This window comes from Bacillus sp. AR2-1 (assembly GCF_008368755.1).
Classification (GTDB): Bacteria; Bacillota; Bacilli; order Bacillales; family Bacillaceae_G; genus Bacillus_A; species Bacillus_A wiedmannii.
In genome coordinates, this window is sequence record NZ_QORY01000043.1 from 16125 (window position 1) to 31373 (window position 15249).

At 32.1% G+C, this 15249-nt stretch carries 15 protein-coding genes and 1 other annotated feature; of the genes, 12 read left to right on the top strand and 3 right to left on the bottom strand.

Annotated elements, in window-relative coordinates:
* The first annotated feature begins 65 nt into the window (after positions 1 to 65).
* From DT250_RS30455 to DT250_RS30475, 6 genes are all read left to right on the top strand, one after another.
* Positions 66 to 698, top strand: coding sequence for a type 1 glutamine amidotransferase family protein (locus DT250_RS30455; RefSeq protein WP_098133533.1), 633 nt, complete (start codon positions 66 to 68; stop codon positions 696 to 698).
* Between the two features lie 368 nt (positions 699 to 1066).
* Positions 1067 to 1270: a hypothetical protein gene (locus DT250_RS30460; protein ID WP_000538966.1), complete on the top strand. Its 204-nt coding sequence runs from the start codon at positions 1067 to 1069 to the stop codon at positions 1268 to 1270.
* Positions 1271 to 1760: 490 nt separating this feature from the next.
* Positions 1761 to 1928 (top strand): hypothetical protein, encoded by a 168-nt coding sequence (locus DT250_RS31945; RefSeq protein WP_087985878.1) that lies wholly within the window; start codon positions 1761 to 1763, stop codon positions 1926 to 1928.
* 214 nt (positions 1929 to 2142) lie between these two features.
* Complete coding sequence (locus DT250_RS30465) at positions 2143 to 2640, top strand: DUF421 domain-containing protein (protein ID WP_149214305.1); 498 nt, start codon at positions 2143 to 2145, stop codon at positions 2638 to 2640.
* A 238-nt stretch (positions 2641 to 2878) separates the two neighbouring features.
* Positions 2879 to 3508 carry a class I SAM-dependent methyltransferase gene (locus DT250_RS30470; protein ID WP_088610241.1) on the top strand — a complete coding sequence of 210 codons (630 nt, stop codon included), beginning with the start codon at positions 2879 to 2881 and terminating at the stop codon, positions 3506 to 3508.
* A gap of 435 nt (positions 3509 to 3943) precedes the next feature.
* On the top strand, positions 3944 to 5422 hold the full coding sequence (locus DT250_RS30475; protein WP_149214306.1) for a UDP-N-acetylmuramoyl-L-alanyl-D-glutamate--2,6-diaminopimelate ligase: 1479 nt from the start codon (positions 3944 to 3946) through the stop codon (positions 5420 to 5422).
* Positions 5423 to 5576: 154 nt separating this feature from the next.
* Here DT250_RS30475 and DT250_RS30480 read toward each other — a convergent pair whose 3' ends face one another.
* A complete protein-coding gene (locus DT250_RS30480) occupies positions 5577 to 6278 on the bottom strand; it encodes a class I SAM-dependent methyltransferase (protein ID WP_149214307.1) in 702 nt (233 codons plus the stop codon).
* A gap of 231 nt (positions 6279 to 6509) precedes the next feature.
* On the opposite strand from DT250_RS30480, the gene DT250_RS30485 reads away from it, so the two are divergent.
* The gene (locus tag DT250_RS30485) at positions 6510 to 6680 is read left to right on the top strand and encodes a DUF2197 domain-containing protein (RefSeq protein ID WP_149214308.1); all 171 of its coding nucleotides are present in this window, start codon (positions 6510 to 6512) and stop codon (positions 6678 to 6680) included.
* Positions 6681 to 6746: 66 nt separating this feature from the next.
* Positions 6747 to 7003, top strand: a binding site (T-box leader).
* An 83-nt stretch (positions 7004 to 7086) separates the two neighbouring features.
* Positions 7087 to 8643, top strand: a complete 1557-nt coding sequence (gene lysS, locus DT250_RS30490; RefSeq protein ID WP_149214309.1) for a lysine--tRNA ligase — start codon at positions 7087 to 7089, stop codon at positions 8641 to 8643.
* 60 nt (positions 8644 to 8703) lie between these two features.
* On the opposite strand, the gene DT250_RS30495 is transcribed toward lysS, so the two are convergent.
* Entirely contained in the window at positions 8704 to 9132 is a 429-nt protein-coding gene (locus DT250_RS30495; RefSeq protein WP_088063554.1) for a cell wall hydrolase, read from the bottom strand.
* A 156-nt stretch (positions 9133 to 9288) separates the two neighbouring features.
* Between DT250_RS30495 and DT250_RS30500 the strand changes: the two genes are divergently transcribed.
* From DT250_RS30500 to DT250_RS30510, 3 genes are all read left to right on the top strand, one after another.
* Positions 9289 to 10203, top strand: a complete 915-nt coding sequence (locus tag DT250_RS30500; protein ID WP_149214310.1) for an acetamidase/formamidase family protein — start codon at positions 9289 to 9291, stop codon at positions 10201 to 10203.
* Positions 10204 to 10329: 126 nt separating this feature from the next.
* On the top strand, positions 10330 to 11037 hold the full coding sequence (locus tag DT250_RS30505) for a response regulator transcription factor (protein WP_088063556.1): 708 nt from the start codon (positions 10330 to 10332) through the stop codon (positions 11035 to 11037).
* Entirely contained in the window at positions 11034 to 12017 is a 984-nt protein-coding gene (locus DT250_RS30510) for a sensor histidine kinase (RefSeq protein WP_149214311.1), read from the top strand. Before DT250_RS30505 ends, DT250_RS30510 begins: the two co-directional genes overlap by 4 nt.
* Before the next feature lie 401 nt (positions 12018 to 12418).
* Here the strand turns inward: DT250_RS30510 and DT250_RS30515 are convergent, their stop codons facing one another.
* On the bottom strand, positions 12419 to 13045 hold the full coding sequence (locus tag DT250_RS30515; protein ID WP_149214312.1) for a DUF6518 family protein: 627 nt from the start codon (positions 13043 to 13045) through the stop codon (positions 12419 to 12421).
* A 561-nt stretch (positions 13046 to 13606) separates the two neighbouring features.
* On the opposite strand from DT250_RS30515, the gene abc-f reads away from it, so the two are divergent.
* A complete protein-coding gene (abc-f, locus tag DT250_RS30520; RefSeq protein WP_149214313.1) occupies positions 13607 to 15235 on the top strand; it encodes a ribosomal protection-like ABC-F family protein in 1629 nt (542 codons plus the stop codon).
* Positions 15236 to 15249: the final 14 nt, after the last annotated feature.

Genomic DNA, 15249 nt, shown 5'->3' on the forward strand with positions numbered 1-15249 from the left:
TGACGTTAACTGTCAGGGAAGTTATATTATAATATCCATATCAATTGTGATTGGAGTGATATGGGATGCAAACAAAAAAAGTTTTTCTATATGTATTTAATACAATGTCGGACTGGGAATATGGATATTTAATTACCGAACTAAACTCAGGAAGATATTTTAAAAAAGATTTAGTACCTTTAAAAGTAATTACAGTAGGAGCTAATAAAGAAATGATTACTACTATGGGGGGACTGAGCATAAAACCAGATATTTCCCTTGATGAATGTACTTTTGAGAGTAAAGATCTTTTAATTTTACCAGGAGGGACTACTTGGAGTGAAGAAATTCATCAGCCTATCTTGGAAAGAATTGGCCAAGCTTTAAAGTTTGGCACTATTGTTGCTGCAATTTGTGGTGCAACTGAGGCCCTTGCCAATATGGGATACTTAGATACTAGAAAGCATACAAGTAATAATTTAGAATACACTAAAATGGTATGTCCTAACTATAAAGGAGAAAAGTTCTATGAGTTGGGATCTGCGGTATCTGATGCGAATTTAGTTACTGCATCAGGAATAGCTCCTCTGGAATTTGCGATGGAAGTACTGAAAAAATTAGATGTATTTGCACCAGATACATTACATGCATGGTATAACCTAAATAAGACTCATAAACCTGAATACTTCTTCCAGTTAATGAATTCAATAAATAGATGAGCTAAAAAATTAACTTAGCAGATTTATATTTGTTTAAATAATTACCATGCTCTAGACAATGTCAAAGCATGGTTTTTGAATATAACTTAAAAATGGTTATGGAGTAATGAAAATTCCTTAACGTTGAAAATTCGTATTTTCCTGACGTTACCTCTATAAAAGGAAATATGATAGTAATCTTATATTGGAAGTGATAGAACTGAGTTATAAAAACTAGAAGAAAATTGTTACGTTAATACTTTTTAGAGCACTCAATTGTTGAGTGCTCATTTCGTTTAGGACATAATTGTTTTAAATGGAAATAAACTACCAATAGGTGATATCCTTAAGGTATAGTATTTACTTTGAATAGGAGGTTGATGGAGTCTATGGGGGTACGTATAGTCGATGATTTACAGCAATTATCATTGTTACTTATGTTTTTAAGTACATTTATATTTTACAGATACTTAAAGAAAGTGAAACGAGAGAGGAAATTGACTGGTTTTGAATGGACAATGTATTTTGTCACTCAATTTGCGACATTAATTTGGGCATTCACTTATTTTATTAAACACTTAGCTGAATCGTAATTTCTATTCATTTCAACTAGTTTACTGCTATCTATTAGGAATATAAATATAGTCCGTATCTAAATCAATGACAACATCGCTCATGATGTATTCTCGTAGTAACTTTGGGATTCTTTCATAGTGGTACCGTACACAAAATAAGCTTAGAAGCTCTTCGTTAGATAACTCTTCATTTTTAACATTTATATACAGGACGCATTCAATGTTTTAAGGAATTAAGTCAAGGAATAATTACTCCTTTAAAAGTATTTGTCTCATATGAATAATGAACAAAACGAACAGATACTTGTCACATAGCCTACATATGTTTCGACACTAATATGATAACAGAGCGCGGAGTAACATGTACGAGAATTTTTTTATAGGTACATCGGGTATGTAAACCAGGCAGGGGTTTTGCTTTTTCATTATGTATAAAAAGTATATTATCTTTCTTAATGTACATATTAAGTAAAGTATTTAATATCATGTACATAAAAGGCGGGGTAATATGGATGAAAATAAGAAAAATGAAGAATTGATTAAATTTAAGAAACAATGGTTTAATGAAGATAATCAACCAGTAGCTGGTATAGAGTTAGCTTTACCGCCCGATATAGGCAGCATGTTAGACTTGAAATCAGTTGATGATGAAAGTGGAGAAAGTAATAATGAATAAGTTTAATCTATACGCATCCATTTGGGTGCTTTTGTTTTTTTTGACAATAGAAGATGGATTATCAAATCCTTATTGAAAAAAGATTGATCTAAATAGATCCATTTTTTATATATGTAACTTTTAATTTTCACAAAAAAGTTTAATTAAAGTTCATTTAGAATGCTATATAAAATGGGAATGCTAATAACATTTACCATTAAAGGATTGGGCTATTATGCATATTATTTTTGAAAGTATTATTTTAATTTTTACTGGGATTCTTGCATTAAAAATGACGGGTAGTAAATCTGTTAGCCAAATGACGAGAGCTGAAATCATTATAGTAGTATCAATAGCACGTATTATTGTAGAGCCTGTATTAAGTAGGAAAGTAGTCCCATCTATATTTGCAGCTGTAATATTTGCAAGCGTACTTCTTATCATTCATTTCTTTGAACTGAAATCAAGGAAGGCGGAACAATTCCTAAATGGCAGTAGCTTTGTAATTGTTGAAAACGGAGAGATTATTAAAGCGAACTTGATGAAGGCAAAAATGTCTGAACAACAACTTTATATGCAATTAAGAGAAAAAGGAATTCATGATTTAAAGAGTTTGCAGCAAGTTACAGCTGAGCCGAATGGACGTATTGGTTATCAATTAATAGAGAAAGCTCAACCGATAACTTTAGAAATGTTAGAAAAAATATTAAATCAGCACAATACAAAAAGATAATTTCTCCTGAGAAAAGCTAATACCACAACAAAAGTATTGGCTTTTTTATTTTTCTACAAAAACATATGGGTTGATAAAAAAGAGTGAGTTTTACACCAATCTTTAAAATAGATATAGGCTTATTATTATGCTATATTCAATGGAGCTATAGTGACTGTGGTGAAAAAAGCAGCTTTAAAATGAATATGGCTTTCATCTGATATTAAACATGAGATAAGAATAAGGAGATAGAAATATAATGGAATTTTGGGAATCAAGCTTTATTGAGAAGCAAACGATGTGGGGGTTTGAACCTACAGAATCTGCAATTTTGACAAAAGATTTTTTTGTGGAAAACAATGTTAAAGACATATTAGTTCCGGGTATTGGATATGGGAGAAACGCAAAGGTATTTATCGAAAATGGTATAAATGTAACAGGCATTGAAATTTCGAAAACAGCGATCGATTTAGCAAGAGAAAACGGACTAGAAGATGTTAGTATGTATCACGGTTCGGTAAACAAAATGCCTTTTGATAATAAACTATATGATGGGATATTTAGTCATGCACTTCTTCATTTGTTGAATGAGCAGGAAAGAGAGAAATTTATTAAAGATTGTTATAATCAGTTAAAACCAGGCAGATATATGGTTTTTACAACAGTTTCAAAAAAAGCTCCAATGTATGGAAAAGGAAAACAGTTGGAGCAAGACTATTATGAGATAATGGAAGGCGTAAACATGTTCTTCTATGATTCTGAATCTATAAAACAAGATTTTAATAAATATGGATTAGTACAAGTTTCGGAAATTGATGAACCAAATAAGAACATGACAAATAAACCTTCAATCAATTTCTTAATGATAAAATGCAAGAAAGAACTATAAATAAAGTGAAACTTTAATCAGTGGGGGGGTTCTCCATCCCCCACTGATTATTAGTTGAACCAATCGGACTTTAATGGGCAGTAAGACCCCCACCTAACTTCTTTGCTTTCGCTGAATTTTGAGGTGGGGGTCTTACTGCCCATTAAAGCGGGATAAAAGTTATTAACAATTACTAAAGATGTTTATATATTGATTATGCACAAATAAAAAGGACAAGCATATAATATAATTACCTATTAACTTTAAGTAACCTTAACTTTCTTTAATAGGGTATCTCAAAATCCCCAAAAAGAGTACTTGCGGAAACAAGTGCTCTTTTATTTTTTTGTTTATTAAAGATGATTATATTGCGTTCAACTAATATGGAATTTAAAACCATAAACTTTGAATAAAATGGTAAAATTAATAGGAGGATGTATAAAGGGGGACGGGGATTTGAAACTTAAAGAACTGGCGAATTTATTTTTGATTAAAGAAATCGTTGGGGATATGGATGTAGAAATTACGGGCTTAGAAATGGATTCTAGAAAAATAACTAGTGGAAATCTATTTATATGTGTATCAGGTATTGATGGTTTTCTTGAAGATCGGCATCAATTTGTTGAAGATGCAGTAAAAAATGGCGCTGTGGCGTTAATTGTAGAAAGAGATGTAAATATTGAAATACCTAAAATAATTGTTAATGATGCACGATACGCTATGGCAGTTATTGCGTCACATTTCTATGGTTACCCGTCTAATAAAATGAAGCTAATTGGAATTACAGGAACAAATGGTAAAACAACCACTTCCTATTTACTTGAAAAAATTTTAACTGATTATGGATTTCAAACAGGGCTTATGGGGAATAACGGAGTGAAAGTTGGTTCGAAATGGTATCCTACTGATATTAATACACAAGAACCTCCAACGCTTCAACGGAATTTGCAAATGATGAAAAATCAAAATGTAGATTATTGTGTTATGGAAGTTACTTCACAGGGGTTACATATGGAGAGAGTTAAAGGATGTAACTTTAAAACTGCTGTTTTCACAAATTTAACGCAAGATCATTTGGATTATCACGGAACATTTCAGGAATATAAGCACGTAAAAGGTCTTCTTTTTTCAAGATTAGGAAATGATTTTTCTACTATAGATCAAAAAATTGCTATTTTGAATGCAGATGATCCATCGGTAGAATACTTTAAAAAAGTTACTTCTGCTGAAGTGATCACATATGGGATACATAATGGAGCAGATGTTCAAGCGAAGAGCATAACTTTAAGTTCAAAAGGAATTCAGTTTTTAGTTTCTTCCTTTAATGGAGAAATAGAAATCAATCTAAATCTAGTAGGCCGCTTTAATGTCTATAATGCATTAGCAGCAATAACAGCTGCATTGGTTGAAGGTATTCCGCTTACAAACATTAGTGACAGCTTATGTAACTTAAAGAGCATTGAAGGTAGAATGGAAATTATAGACGAAAACCAAGATTTCCTTGTAATAGTGGACTACGCTCATACACCGGATGCGTTAGAAAATGTCCTCTCTACAATTAGCGAGTTTTCAAAAGGTAAAATCATTACTGTTTTCGGTTGCGGTGGAGATAGAGACGCAAAAAAACGATCTATAATGGGTGGAATTGCTGGAAGTTATAGCGATTTTATTTTTATTACTTCTGACAATCCACGTTCGGAAGACCCGAAGGCAATAATTAAAGATATTGAAAAAGGATTTTCACAGAATAATAATTTGAATTATAAAATAGAAGTAGATCGTGAACTAGCTATAAATCATGCAATACACATGGCATCTACTAATGATATTGTTTTGATTGCAGGGAAGGGGCATGAAACGTATCAAATTTTAAAAGATTCAACTATTCATTTTGATGATAAAGAAAAAGCTCGACAAGCAATTATTAATAAATGAATGAATTCAATTAATAGCTAAATAGTATTTCTAATAAAAATAATGTTTTAAATGAAGTTAAAACTAATAACGAAGCAATTTTCCAAGGATTTACAATTGAAAGGTAAGGGTGTTTCTATGAATATATGAGGAAAAAACCTTACCTTTTATAGTTTTATTTCTGAAAAACAAATGTTATAGCATTTGTTTTTAATTGAATGTGTCTTTCGTTTCGGACTATATTATACGCTAATTCTTTTATTTCAATTTCTATTTCTTGCCATTCTTTATAAATGCTTTTTAATAGATGTAGCATATCTTCAGTGGGAAGATTAATTTCAATTAAAGCAACTAATTCTTCATTCGTATGTAAGTCAATTTCTTGTATGTTCGAGTTAATAATGAAACAATTGATACCACCAATCTTTGTACCTTTTTTCATAGAATGGAGCACTTTTTTAAAATCTTCTTCTGATTGAACATGCTCTAAACTTGATACTGCAACGATATAATTATAAGTGTTAGGGACAATATAGTAGTTTTCAATAGCTGCTTGTTCTGTTTTTATGACTTCAAATACATCATGTTCTTTGCTGTAAGTTTGTAATTTTGTTAAAGCGGAATCAAGTAAGTCCACACATGTAACAGTGCCGCTAGCATTTTTTATTTTTTGTGCAATTGGAATACTATTTCTACCAACGCCAGAGCCGAGGTCAAGTACTTGTAAGTTAGTTTGTCCTTCAAAGTAATCCATCAAGTCCAGAACTGTTTTAACCGGTTTATAAAGCCAAGAACCAGTTTCAAATAGTTTGTATTGTTCATAGCAAAGGTCATGATATTTCCTTTCTTCGTTTCTTATGTAATCGATACGGTTCATATAGTTTCAGCTCCAATATTTTCATTCCAACATGGTCCTTCAGCTAAACTTGCTTTAGCATCTAAAACCAATTCTATATTACTGATCAAGATGTTCACCTCAACTTATAAGATATTTATATAATTCGATAAGAATGAAGGTAAACCTTTTAGTCAGAGGATATTAAGATTTGTACTATAGAAAACTGATTTTCTTAAGTGATTAAAAAAATGTATAAACATGGAGAGGAAAATGCATATGATGTTTTATGAAATTGTTTGCTTTTCTTGCAAAAATGTATTTCGTGTTTACGAAGGTAGTGAAAAATATAAACGATTTAAAGAGAAAACGAAAGGAACATATTGTTGCGATGAGTGTAGCCACAAAATTCAATTAGAAGCGATAAAGCATTTATTTAGATAGAGTTTTTATTCGAAAAAGTTTGACAATAAAGGTGTTATAAATTATCATATGAAAAAACTAATATTTAAAATGGCATGGAAGAGAAGAGTAGTTAAGAAAGAATACGTACAGAGAGCTCTGGTAGCTGAGAAAGAGCGGTATACAGCTTGACGAAAAAAGGCTTGGAGCTGCGCAAGGAACTAATTTGTTTAGGGATGGTGCGACGGATTCTCCCGTTATAGAGATAGGGTATACGCATATTTTGCCGTACCTGAAGAGGTTAATATGGCGACATATTAACAAACTGAGGTGGTACCGCGAAGCTAATAACTCTCGTCCTCAAGATGAATAATCTTGGGGGTGGGAGTTTTTTTATTGCATAAAACTGAAAGTGTGAAAATAAAAAATCAATTGAGGTGAGTAATATATGTATTGGGCGGATGAAGTAGCACATGAATTAATAAGAAAACATCCAAATAAAGAAACTTTTGTTTGCGCATCTGGAATAAGTCCATCTGGTTCTATTCATATCGGGAACTTTCGCGAAATAATAACGACTTATTTCGTTGTAAGAGCACTTCAAGATTTAGGGAAAAAGACTCGTTTTATATTTTCATGGGATGATTATAATAGGTTTAGAAAAGTTCCTAAAAATATTGATCCATCTTTTGCAAAATATATTGGTATGCCATACTGTGATATTCCAGATCCATATGGCTGTCATAACTCCTATGCAGAGCATTTTGAAAAAGAGTTTGAGAAATCGCTTCAAGTATTTGGGGGTGAAGTGGAATTCATATATCAACATGCTGAATATAGAAGTGGAAGATATAACAAAAACATATTAGAGGCTTTATATAAAAGAAAAGAAATATATGATATTTTAATGAGTTTTAAAATAGGAGAGTGTAGTGAAGAAGAGCGAGAGAGCTTTTATCCAGTCACATTATATTGTGAGAAATGCGGGAAAGATGCAACAACGATTACACATTTTGATGAAGTATTAAAAACAGTACGATATAAATGTGAATGCGGAAATCAAACTGAATTATCGGTATTAAATACAAATAAAATGAAACTGAATTGGAAAATCGATTGGCCGATGAGATGGATGATAGAGGATGTTATTTTTGAACCGGGCGGAAGAGATCATTCTTCGGAAACGGGTAGTTATAATGTATCAAAGGAAATTGCAATGAAAATATTTAATCGTGAAGCTCCTCATTATGTTGCTTATGATTTCATTAGAATTAAAGGGAATCATGAAAAAATGTCAAGTTCTTCAGGGAATAGTATTACACCTAATGATTTGTTAAAAGTATATTTACCAGAAGTAATTCTTTTTATGTTTGCTAAATATAGACCAAACGCAGCTTTTCATATCGGTCTTGATGAAGATGTGATTCGCAATTATACAGAATATGAACGATTGAAAGAAAGTTATGAGAATAAAACGCTCAAAAATGAAGATTTATTTGATGCAATTAAACTTTCTAGAGTTGATAGCAGAATTAAAGAATATCCGAAATTTAATCAAGTAGCAGGAACGTTACCGCTATTAAATTTTGATTCATCTATTTTACAAGGTATATTAGAAAAAATAGATAGGAATTATGCATTAGAGGATATGATAGCGATAAGCAAACGTGCAGAGTATTGGGTTAGAAACTTTCAAACTGAAAAATTAATTGCTGTAAATCAAGAGAGAAATATAGAGTTTTACAACACAATAGATGAAAAGCAGAAAGAGTGGCTAGTAGAAGCTTGCACCATACTTCTTCGTTCTAACAAAGATTACTCTAACTTAATGGAACAATTGTATTCGATTTGTCATCATGAAAATAAAAAAATAATGAAAGAAAATCAAAAACAATTATTTATTATTATATATAGGCTCATTATAAATCAGTCTAGCGGCCCACGTATACCGTTATTAATACATGTAGTAGGCATTGAAAAATTCATCACATTATTAGATTTCTAAAAAATAAAGGAAACGCAAGTACTCAGAGATCTAAGCTAAGTACTTGCGTTTCATATTTTGCTACCGTGAATACATTTTCGGACATTCATCACCACGTGGTTCATAAAAACAATGGCTTTTAAATTGCCCGACAAATGGCTGGTTATACCATTCAGGTGGACAAACACCAACTGGACGGAAATACCAAAGAGCCCAACGTGCTGGCCAGCGCCATTCACCTTGTAAAACTTTTCTTGCGATGTCTTTTTCTGAATCACGCGCGCGTTGATAAAAATATCCGTATTGCACTGCTTCAAATCCGCCAGGGCTTTGATATACTGCATCACGTACAGTTCGAAGTTGTTTAAAATCTAAGCAATCACAAAATACACGATTTACTACTACGCAACCAACAAGTTGTTCACCTTGTCGACCTTCTCCTTCAGCTTCAGCACGAATTAAACGAGCTAGTAAATCAACATCGCTTTCGTTATATGGAATAAGGGGCATAGTGCTACCACCTTTCTTTACCTGTTTTAGTAAAGAGTGTATGTATGAAAATAAGCTAGGTGCTTTTCTATATGTAAATTTATTAATTTTTCAAAGGAGCTTTTGTGAAAAAAGCTAATTAGTAATTGTAGACTAATATAAAAGGGGAGAGATAAAATGTATCGAATTCATAAAGACCATATTATTTACGCAATGTCACCAGAAAACAAACCATGTATGGAAGTAGAAATTGGGAGTCGTCTTGTATTTGAAACATATGATTGCTTTGAAAATCAAATTGATTCTGAAGATGTTGCGTTTCAAGAATTAGATTGGAACCGAATTAATCCAGCGACTGGACCTGTATATATCATTGGTGCAGAACCTGGTGATATATTAGTTGTTAAGATTGAAAAGATAAAAATTGCAGAGCAAGGTGTTTTAACTACAGGTACGAATCTTGGTGTAATGGGTGAAGAGCTAAATGAAAATACCGTGAAAATTGTCCCGATACATAATGAACATGTTTTATTTTCAAATGAACTGCAAATCCCGATTAATCCAATGATTGGTGTAATTGGTACTGCGCCGAAAGAAGAGAGCATTTCATGTGGCACACCGCATGATCACGGCGGGAATATGGATTGTAAAGAAATAAAAGAAGGGACAACATTATTATTACCTGTAAATGTTCCTGGTGCTCTATTAGCATTAGGCGATTTACACGCAGCGATGGGTGATGGTGAAATTGGTGTTAGTGGAGTAGAGGTTGCTGGTGAGGTGACGGTAACTGTTCAGATTATAAAAGGAAAGAAATGGCCACTACCAATGGCGATCCAAAAAGAAAAACTTATGACGATTGCTTCAGAGAAATTGTTAGATGATGCAGCGAATCGCGCTGTACGTAATATGGTGACATTTTTACATGAAGAATTAGAAATGTCTAAAGATGATGCAACACTTTTATTATCAGCTGCCGGTGATTTAAAAGTATGCCAAGTTGTGGATCCGCTGAAGACTGCTCGGATGGAATTAGGTATGAATTATGTGGAGAAACTGGGGTTTACTTTGAGTGAATTTCATATTAAATAAGAATAATAACAGAAGGATGCTTTTGTATAAAAGTATCCTTTTTTGATTTACGGATTATATAAAAAAAGGTAGTATTTATTTTATATAATTGAATATAAGATTGTGGATCGAAAAAGGAGTAAACACATGGTTAAAATTATGATTGTAGAAGACGATATGAAAATTGCAGAACTATTATCAACACATGTCGCGAAATACGGGTATGAAGGAATTATTGTATCGGATTTTCAAAATGTATTAAACATTTTTTTAGAAGAACAACCAGAGTTAGTTTTATTAGATATTAATTTACCAAGTTTTGATGGGTACTATTGGTGTCGTCAAATTCGAGGAGTTTCTACATGTCCGATATTATTTATTTCGGCTCGTGAAGGCACAATGGATCAAGTTATGGCGCTAGAAAACGGTGGCGATGATTTCATTTCAAAGCCATTCCATTACGAAGTTGTAATGGCTAAAATTCGTAGTCATTTAAGACGTGCTTACGGAGATTATGCACCAAAAGTAGAAGAACGGATGGTTGAGCAACAAGGTCTTTGTTTATATCCCGAAAGGCTTGTATTGAAGCTTAAGAATCAAGAAATTGATATAACGAGAAATGAAGCTATTTTATTAGAAATGTTAATGAAAAATTATCCGCGTGTTGTGGGTAGAGAAGTGTTATTAAATAAATTATGGGATAGTGAATCTTATGTTGATGATAATACATTGAGTGTAAATACAACTCGTGTGCGTAAAAAGTTAAAAACATTACAGATTGAAGATGCAATTGAAACGATTCGTAGTGTCGGTTATAGATTACATATTACTTGGGATAATGGTATAGAGAAATGATAAAATTATTTATTCGTGATCATATACCGCTCATTTGTTTTACAATAATTCAGCTACTAGTCATATTTCTTGTATATTGGTTTGACGGGCATAAACATATTGCAACGGCATTATATGCAATGTTTTTAGGCGTCTTTTTTATGGTAGGTTATTTAGTATTTCGTTACTTTACTCATCGTACGTTCTATGAAAGATTAGCAAATCCGATGCATTCTTTGGATGATTCTGTTCAAAAATCAGATTTTGCAGTTTTATCTACTGCACTTCAGGACTTACTTGAGGTGCAATATCGACATTATCAAAATCAGCTGCAAATACAAGAGAGAAAAAATAATGATCATTTAACCTTTATGAACCAGTGGATACATCAAATGAAAACACCTTTATCTGTAATAGAATTAATTACACAAGATGAAGTCGATCCGCGGTTTGAAAGTATTAATGAGGAAACAGATAGGCTAAAAAAGGGATTAGAGATGGCTCTATATGTCGCACGTTTAGAAGCATTTACGCAAGATTTTTATGTAGAAAGAGTACAACTACATAAAATAGTGAATGATTCTGTTCATGAACATAAACGCTTCTTTATCCGAAATTTTGTGTATCCAGAGCTTAAAATCGATAAAGACATTATTGTAGAAAGTGATGCGAAATGGTTACAATTTTTAATTGGACAAATACTATCGAATGCAATTAAATATTCTTCAGGTAGTAGAGAAAAGATTAAAGTGAAAGCTTGTAAGGAAGATAATAACGTTATACTTGAAATTGCCGATAATGGCGTAGGGATACCGAAGCAAGATTTACCTAGAGTATTTAAACCTTTCTTTACAGGGGAAAATGGTAGAGATTTTAAAGAGTCAACTGGAATGGGGCTATATCTTGTATATGAAATTACAAAACAATTAGGACATAGTGTAGAAATCCATTCAGAAGTTGGTAAAGGTACGGTTGTACGAATTATATTTATTAATGTGTAAATAAGTGATTTAGGCTAAAGAACTTTGAAGATAAGTTTTTTAGCCTTATTTTATCCCGCTTTAATGGGCAGTAAGACCCCACTTCAAAATTCAGCGAAAGCAAAGAAGTTAGGTGGGGGATTAACTATCTATTAAGGTTTCACTTTATATCGAGTATATGAAATGGTAAAAGATCATATTAGTATGTATAATGACACACTAATAAATACGATTGTTAAATTAGAAGGATTTAATATAAAGCTGATGAATAGTTTTTGTAAGAAAAAAGCCATCTCTTTGAAAGAGACAGCTTCATGAATCCATCCTATGAATAAGTGTATCAACATTAATAAGTATAATGTTTGAATTCGTGATATGTATTATGGATTATAATAGAATGAGTCTTTTGTTTTTCCATGATATTAAGCAAACAAACTTAATAATTTATATCCAATTAATCCTAAAATAGTGATAGGAACCATCATTAAGAAAGAAGAAATTCGATTAGCATTAGAGCGTTCTAATACAAGAATCAAGATAATCCCGACTATCACTTCGGTATATCCAACAGGTAACATGTGACTATAGTCTTCAAAATGTAAAAGAATGTGAAGTCCATCTGTTACAAAAACTCCACTAATAAGCGCGCTTCCGAATTTATGAAGTGGATTTGTAGTATCTTTCCATAGAAAACCTGCAATTCCAAAGATAGTTCCTCCTATACATGCACATACAATCCATACAGATATAAAATAAATAGAGTGAGCTACATTTTTAATAACTATTGCATAACCATAGTAGCCTAATATCATGCCGAGTAGCGCAAGGATGCCAGAAAGTATAGCTGTACGTTTAGAATAACTCAAGCTAGCCACGAAAAAGGATGGAACTAACCAAACGCTTCCTAGGTTAACTAATGAATTCCAATTTCCTGGAAGTATACCTTGCCCCAATTTAGTTAGTATACCAACAATTACTCCTACTATAATCGGGATGAGAACGATCCTTAAAATAATATTTGAATTTGTAATTTTTAATGTTTTGTCCATAAATTCAATCCTTATATTAATATTTTCTGTAAACATATAATATCTTATTATAGGAGAGTAATCAATAAAAATTTATCGAAAAACAATAAGATATTATTGGATAACGAATAACATATAATTAATCATAAATTTATATAAAAATTATATAAGAGGGGGTACTTAGGGTTTTACTTTTTGGGGAAATATAAAGCAAGTAGTACAATAAATGCTGTTTGTTCAAAATGAATTTAAGAAATGATAAATAGCCCTTGAAGAAAGCAAACTTTATAATAGCACATATAATTGCATTTACTCATACAGTACTATCATGGTACAATATGGTTACTAACGACGGAAAGGAATGATGGGTGGACGATGATTAACTAATCTTATTTTTAAATGTTGAAATTCAATAAATTTCAATTTCTAAAAAATAGGATTAGTCTGCCCAATTTCCATACAACGGTATTGCTATTTATGTTGTGTAATAGCTTATTTGGGTATAAATATTTTAACGACTAATCCTGCCAAATTTATTTGGGAGGATTTTTTTATTCTCCCTTAATGAAAGGGATCGGTATTATGAAAGAACTATTAAAATTAAATGATGTTTATGTTGAAATAAAGGAAAATACTTTGTTAGAGAAAATGAATGTGACAGTAAAACAAGGGGATGTTATCGGATTAATTGGTAAAAACGGGGCTGGTAAATCAACATTACTTCAATTAATAAATGGGAAGATTGAACCGTCAAAAGGTACTGTTGAATGGCTTCAAATGAATATGACAACTGCATATGTTGAACAAGAAAAAGAATCTTTCGTTAGCAAGGATATGATTGCAAAAGAAGCAGAACTACTTGCGAAATGGGGCGTGCCAACGAATGATTTCCTTACTTTAAGTGGTGGTGAAAAGCTAAAAGTTCGATTAGCAAAAGGGTTTGCCCAAAATCCTAATGTCTTAATATTAGACGAACCGACAAATCATCTAGATGAGATGAGTACGGAATTTCTTATTAAACAAATAAAAAATATGAAAGGTACAGTTATCGTCGTATCACATGATCGATATTTTTTAGATGTTGTTGCGACTAGAATATGGTCAATTGAGGATAAGAAATTAATTGATCATAGCGGGAATTATACGAGTTATATGAAAGCACGTGAACATAAAAGAATGAAGCAACAGCGTGAATATGAAAAACAACAAAAGAAAATAGAACAAGTAGAAACACATATAAAAGAATTAAGTTCATGGTCACAAAAGGCACATGCGCAGTCTACAAAACAAGAAGGTGTTAAAGAATTTTATCGTGTAAAGGCGAAGCGAATGGACGCGCAAGTTAAATCGAAACGAAAACGTCTTGAAAAAGAGCTAGAGAAAACGAAAGTAGAACGTGTGAAAGAAGATTATTCAGTTGAATTTTCTATTCAAGCGAGTAAAAAAGTAGGAAAACGTTTCTTAGAAGTAAAACAATTGCGGAAAGAATTTAATAAACGAACATTATTTGAAAACGTTAATTTTACAATTCAGCACGGTGAGAAGGTTGCGATTATTGGACCGAATGGTAGTGGGAAAACAACGTTACTAAAGATGATTATGGGAACAGAAACTGCTGAAGGAGAAGTATGGATTTCACCATCAGCAAACATTGGTTATTTAACACAAGAAGTATTTGATTTACCACTTGATAAAACACCAGAAGATTTATTTTATAAAGAGTCATTTGAAGAAAGAGGGAAAGTTCAAAATTTAATGAAACATTTAGGTTTTCAAGCTTCTCAATGGAAAGAGCCGATTGAGTATATGAGTATGGGGGAACGAGTAAAATGTAAGCTTATGGCTTATATTTTAGATGAAAAAGATGTACTTATTTTAGATGAACCGACGAATCACCTTGATCTGCCATCACGTGAACAGCTTGAAAACACATTAGCTGAGTATAATGGAACACTTGTTATCGTTTCTCACGATCGATATTTTTTGGAGAAAACAACTACGGCAAAACTTGTGTTTGTAAACAATACGATACAAAAGCAGCTCGAAGAACCTACGAAAACAAGAGATGAAATTGAAGAGCTACGTTTAACGTTAGAAACAGAAAGACAAGAAGTATTAGGGAAATTAAGCTTTTTAACTCCTAAAGACAAAGAATATAAAGAACTAGATGAACGGTTTATGGAACTTACGAAGCAGATTAAGGCGCTTTAACGTAAGTAAGGGGG

What these genes read in the sequence shown, in the direction of transcription:
- DT250_RS30455 (WP_098133533.1), top strand. Translation starts at nt 66, where the DNA reads ATGCAAACAAAAAAAGTTTTTCTATATGTATTTAATACAATGTCGGAC.
- DT250_RS30460 (WP_000538966.1), top strand. Translation starts at nt 1,067, where the DNA reads ATGGGGGTACGTATAGTCGATGATTTACAGCAATTATCATTGTTACTT.
- DT250_RS31945 (WP_087985878.1), top strand. Translation starts at nt 1,761, where the DNA reads ATGGATGAAAATAAGAAAAATGAAGAATTGATTAAATTTAAGAAACAA.
- DT250_RS30465 (WP_149214305.1), top strand. Translation starts at nt 2,143, where the DNA reads ATGCATATTATTTTTGAAAGTATTATTTTAATTTTTACTGGGATTCTT.
- DT250_RS30470 (WP_088610241.1), top strand. Translation starts at nt 2,879, where the DNA reads ATGGAATTTTGGGAATCAAGCTTTATTGAGAAGCAAACGATGTGGGGG.
- DT250_RS30480 (WP_149214307.1), bottom strand. Translation starts at nt 6,278, where the DNA reads ATGAACCGTATCGATTACATAAGAAACGAAGAAAGGAAATATCATGAC.
- DT250_RS30485 (WP_149214308.1), top strand. Translation starts at nt 6,510, where the DNA reads ATGCATATGATGTTTTATGAAATTGTTTGCTTTTCTTGCAAAAATGTA.
- lysS (WP_149214309.1), top strand. Translation starts at nt 7,087, where the DNA reads ATGTATTGGGCGGATGAAGTAGCACATGAATTAATAAGAAAACATCCA.
- DT250_RS30495 (WP_088063554.1), bottom strand. Translation starts at nt 9,132, where the DNA reads ATGCCCCTTATTCCATATAACGAAAGCGATGTTGATTTACTAGCTCGT.
- DT250_RS30500 (WP_149214310.1), top strand. Translation starts at nt 9,289, where the DNA reads ATGTATCGAATTCATAAAGACCATATTATTTACGCAATGTCACCAGAA.
- DT250_RS30505 (WP_088063556.1), top strand. Translation starts at nt 10,330, where the DNA reads ATGGTTAAAATTATGATTGTAGAAGACGATATGAAAATTGCAGAACTA.
- DT250_RS30510 (WP_149214311.1), top strand. Translation starts at nt 11,034, where the DNA reads ATGATAAAATTATTTATTCGTGATCATATACCGCTCATTTGTTTTACA.
- DT250_RS30515 (WP_149214312.1), bottom strand. Translation starts at nt 13,045, where the DNA reads ATGGACAAAACATTAAAAATTACAAATTCAAATATTATTTTAAGGATC.
- abc-f (WP_149214313.1), top strand. Translation starts at nt 13,607, where the DNA reads ATGAAAGAACTATTAAAATTAAATGATGTTTATGTTGAAATAAAGGAA.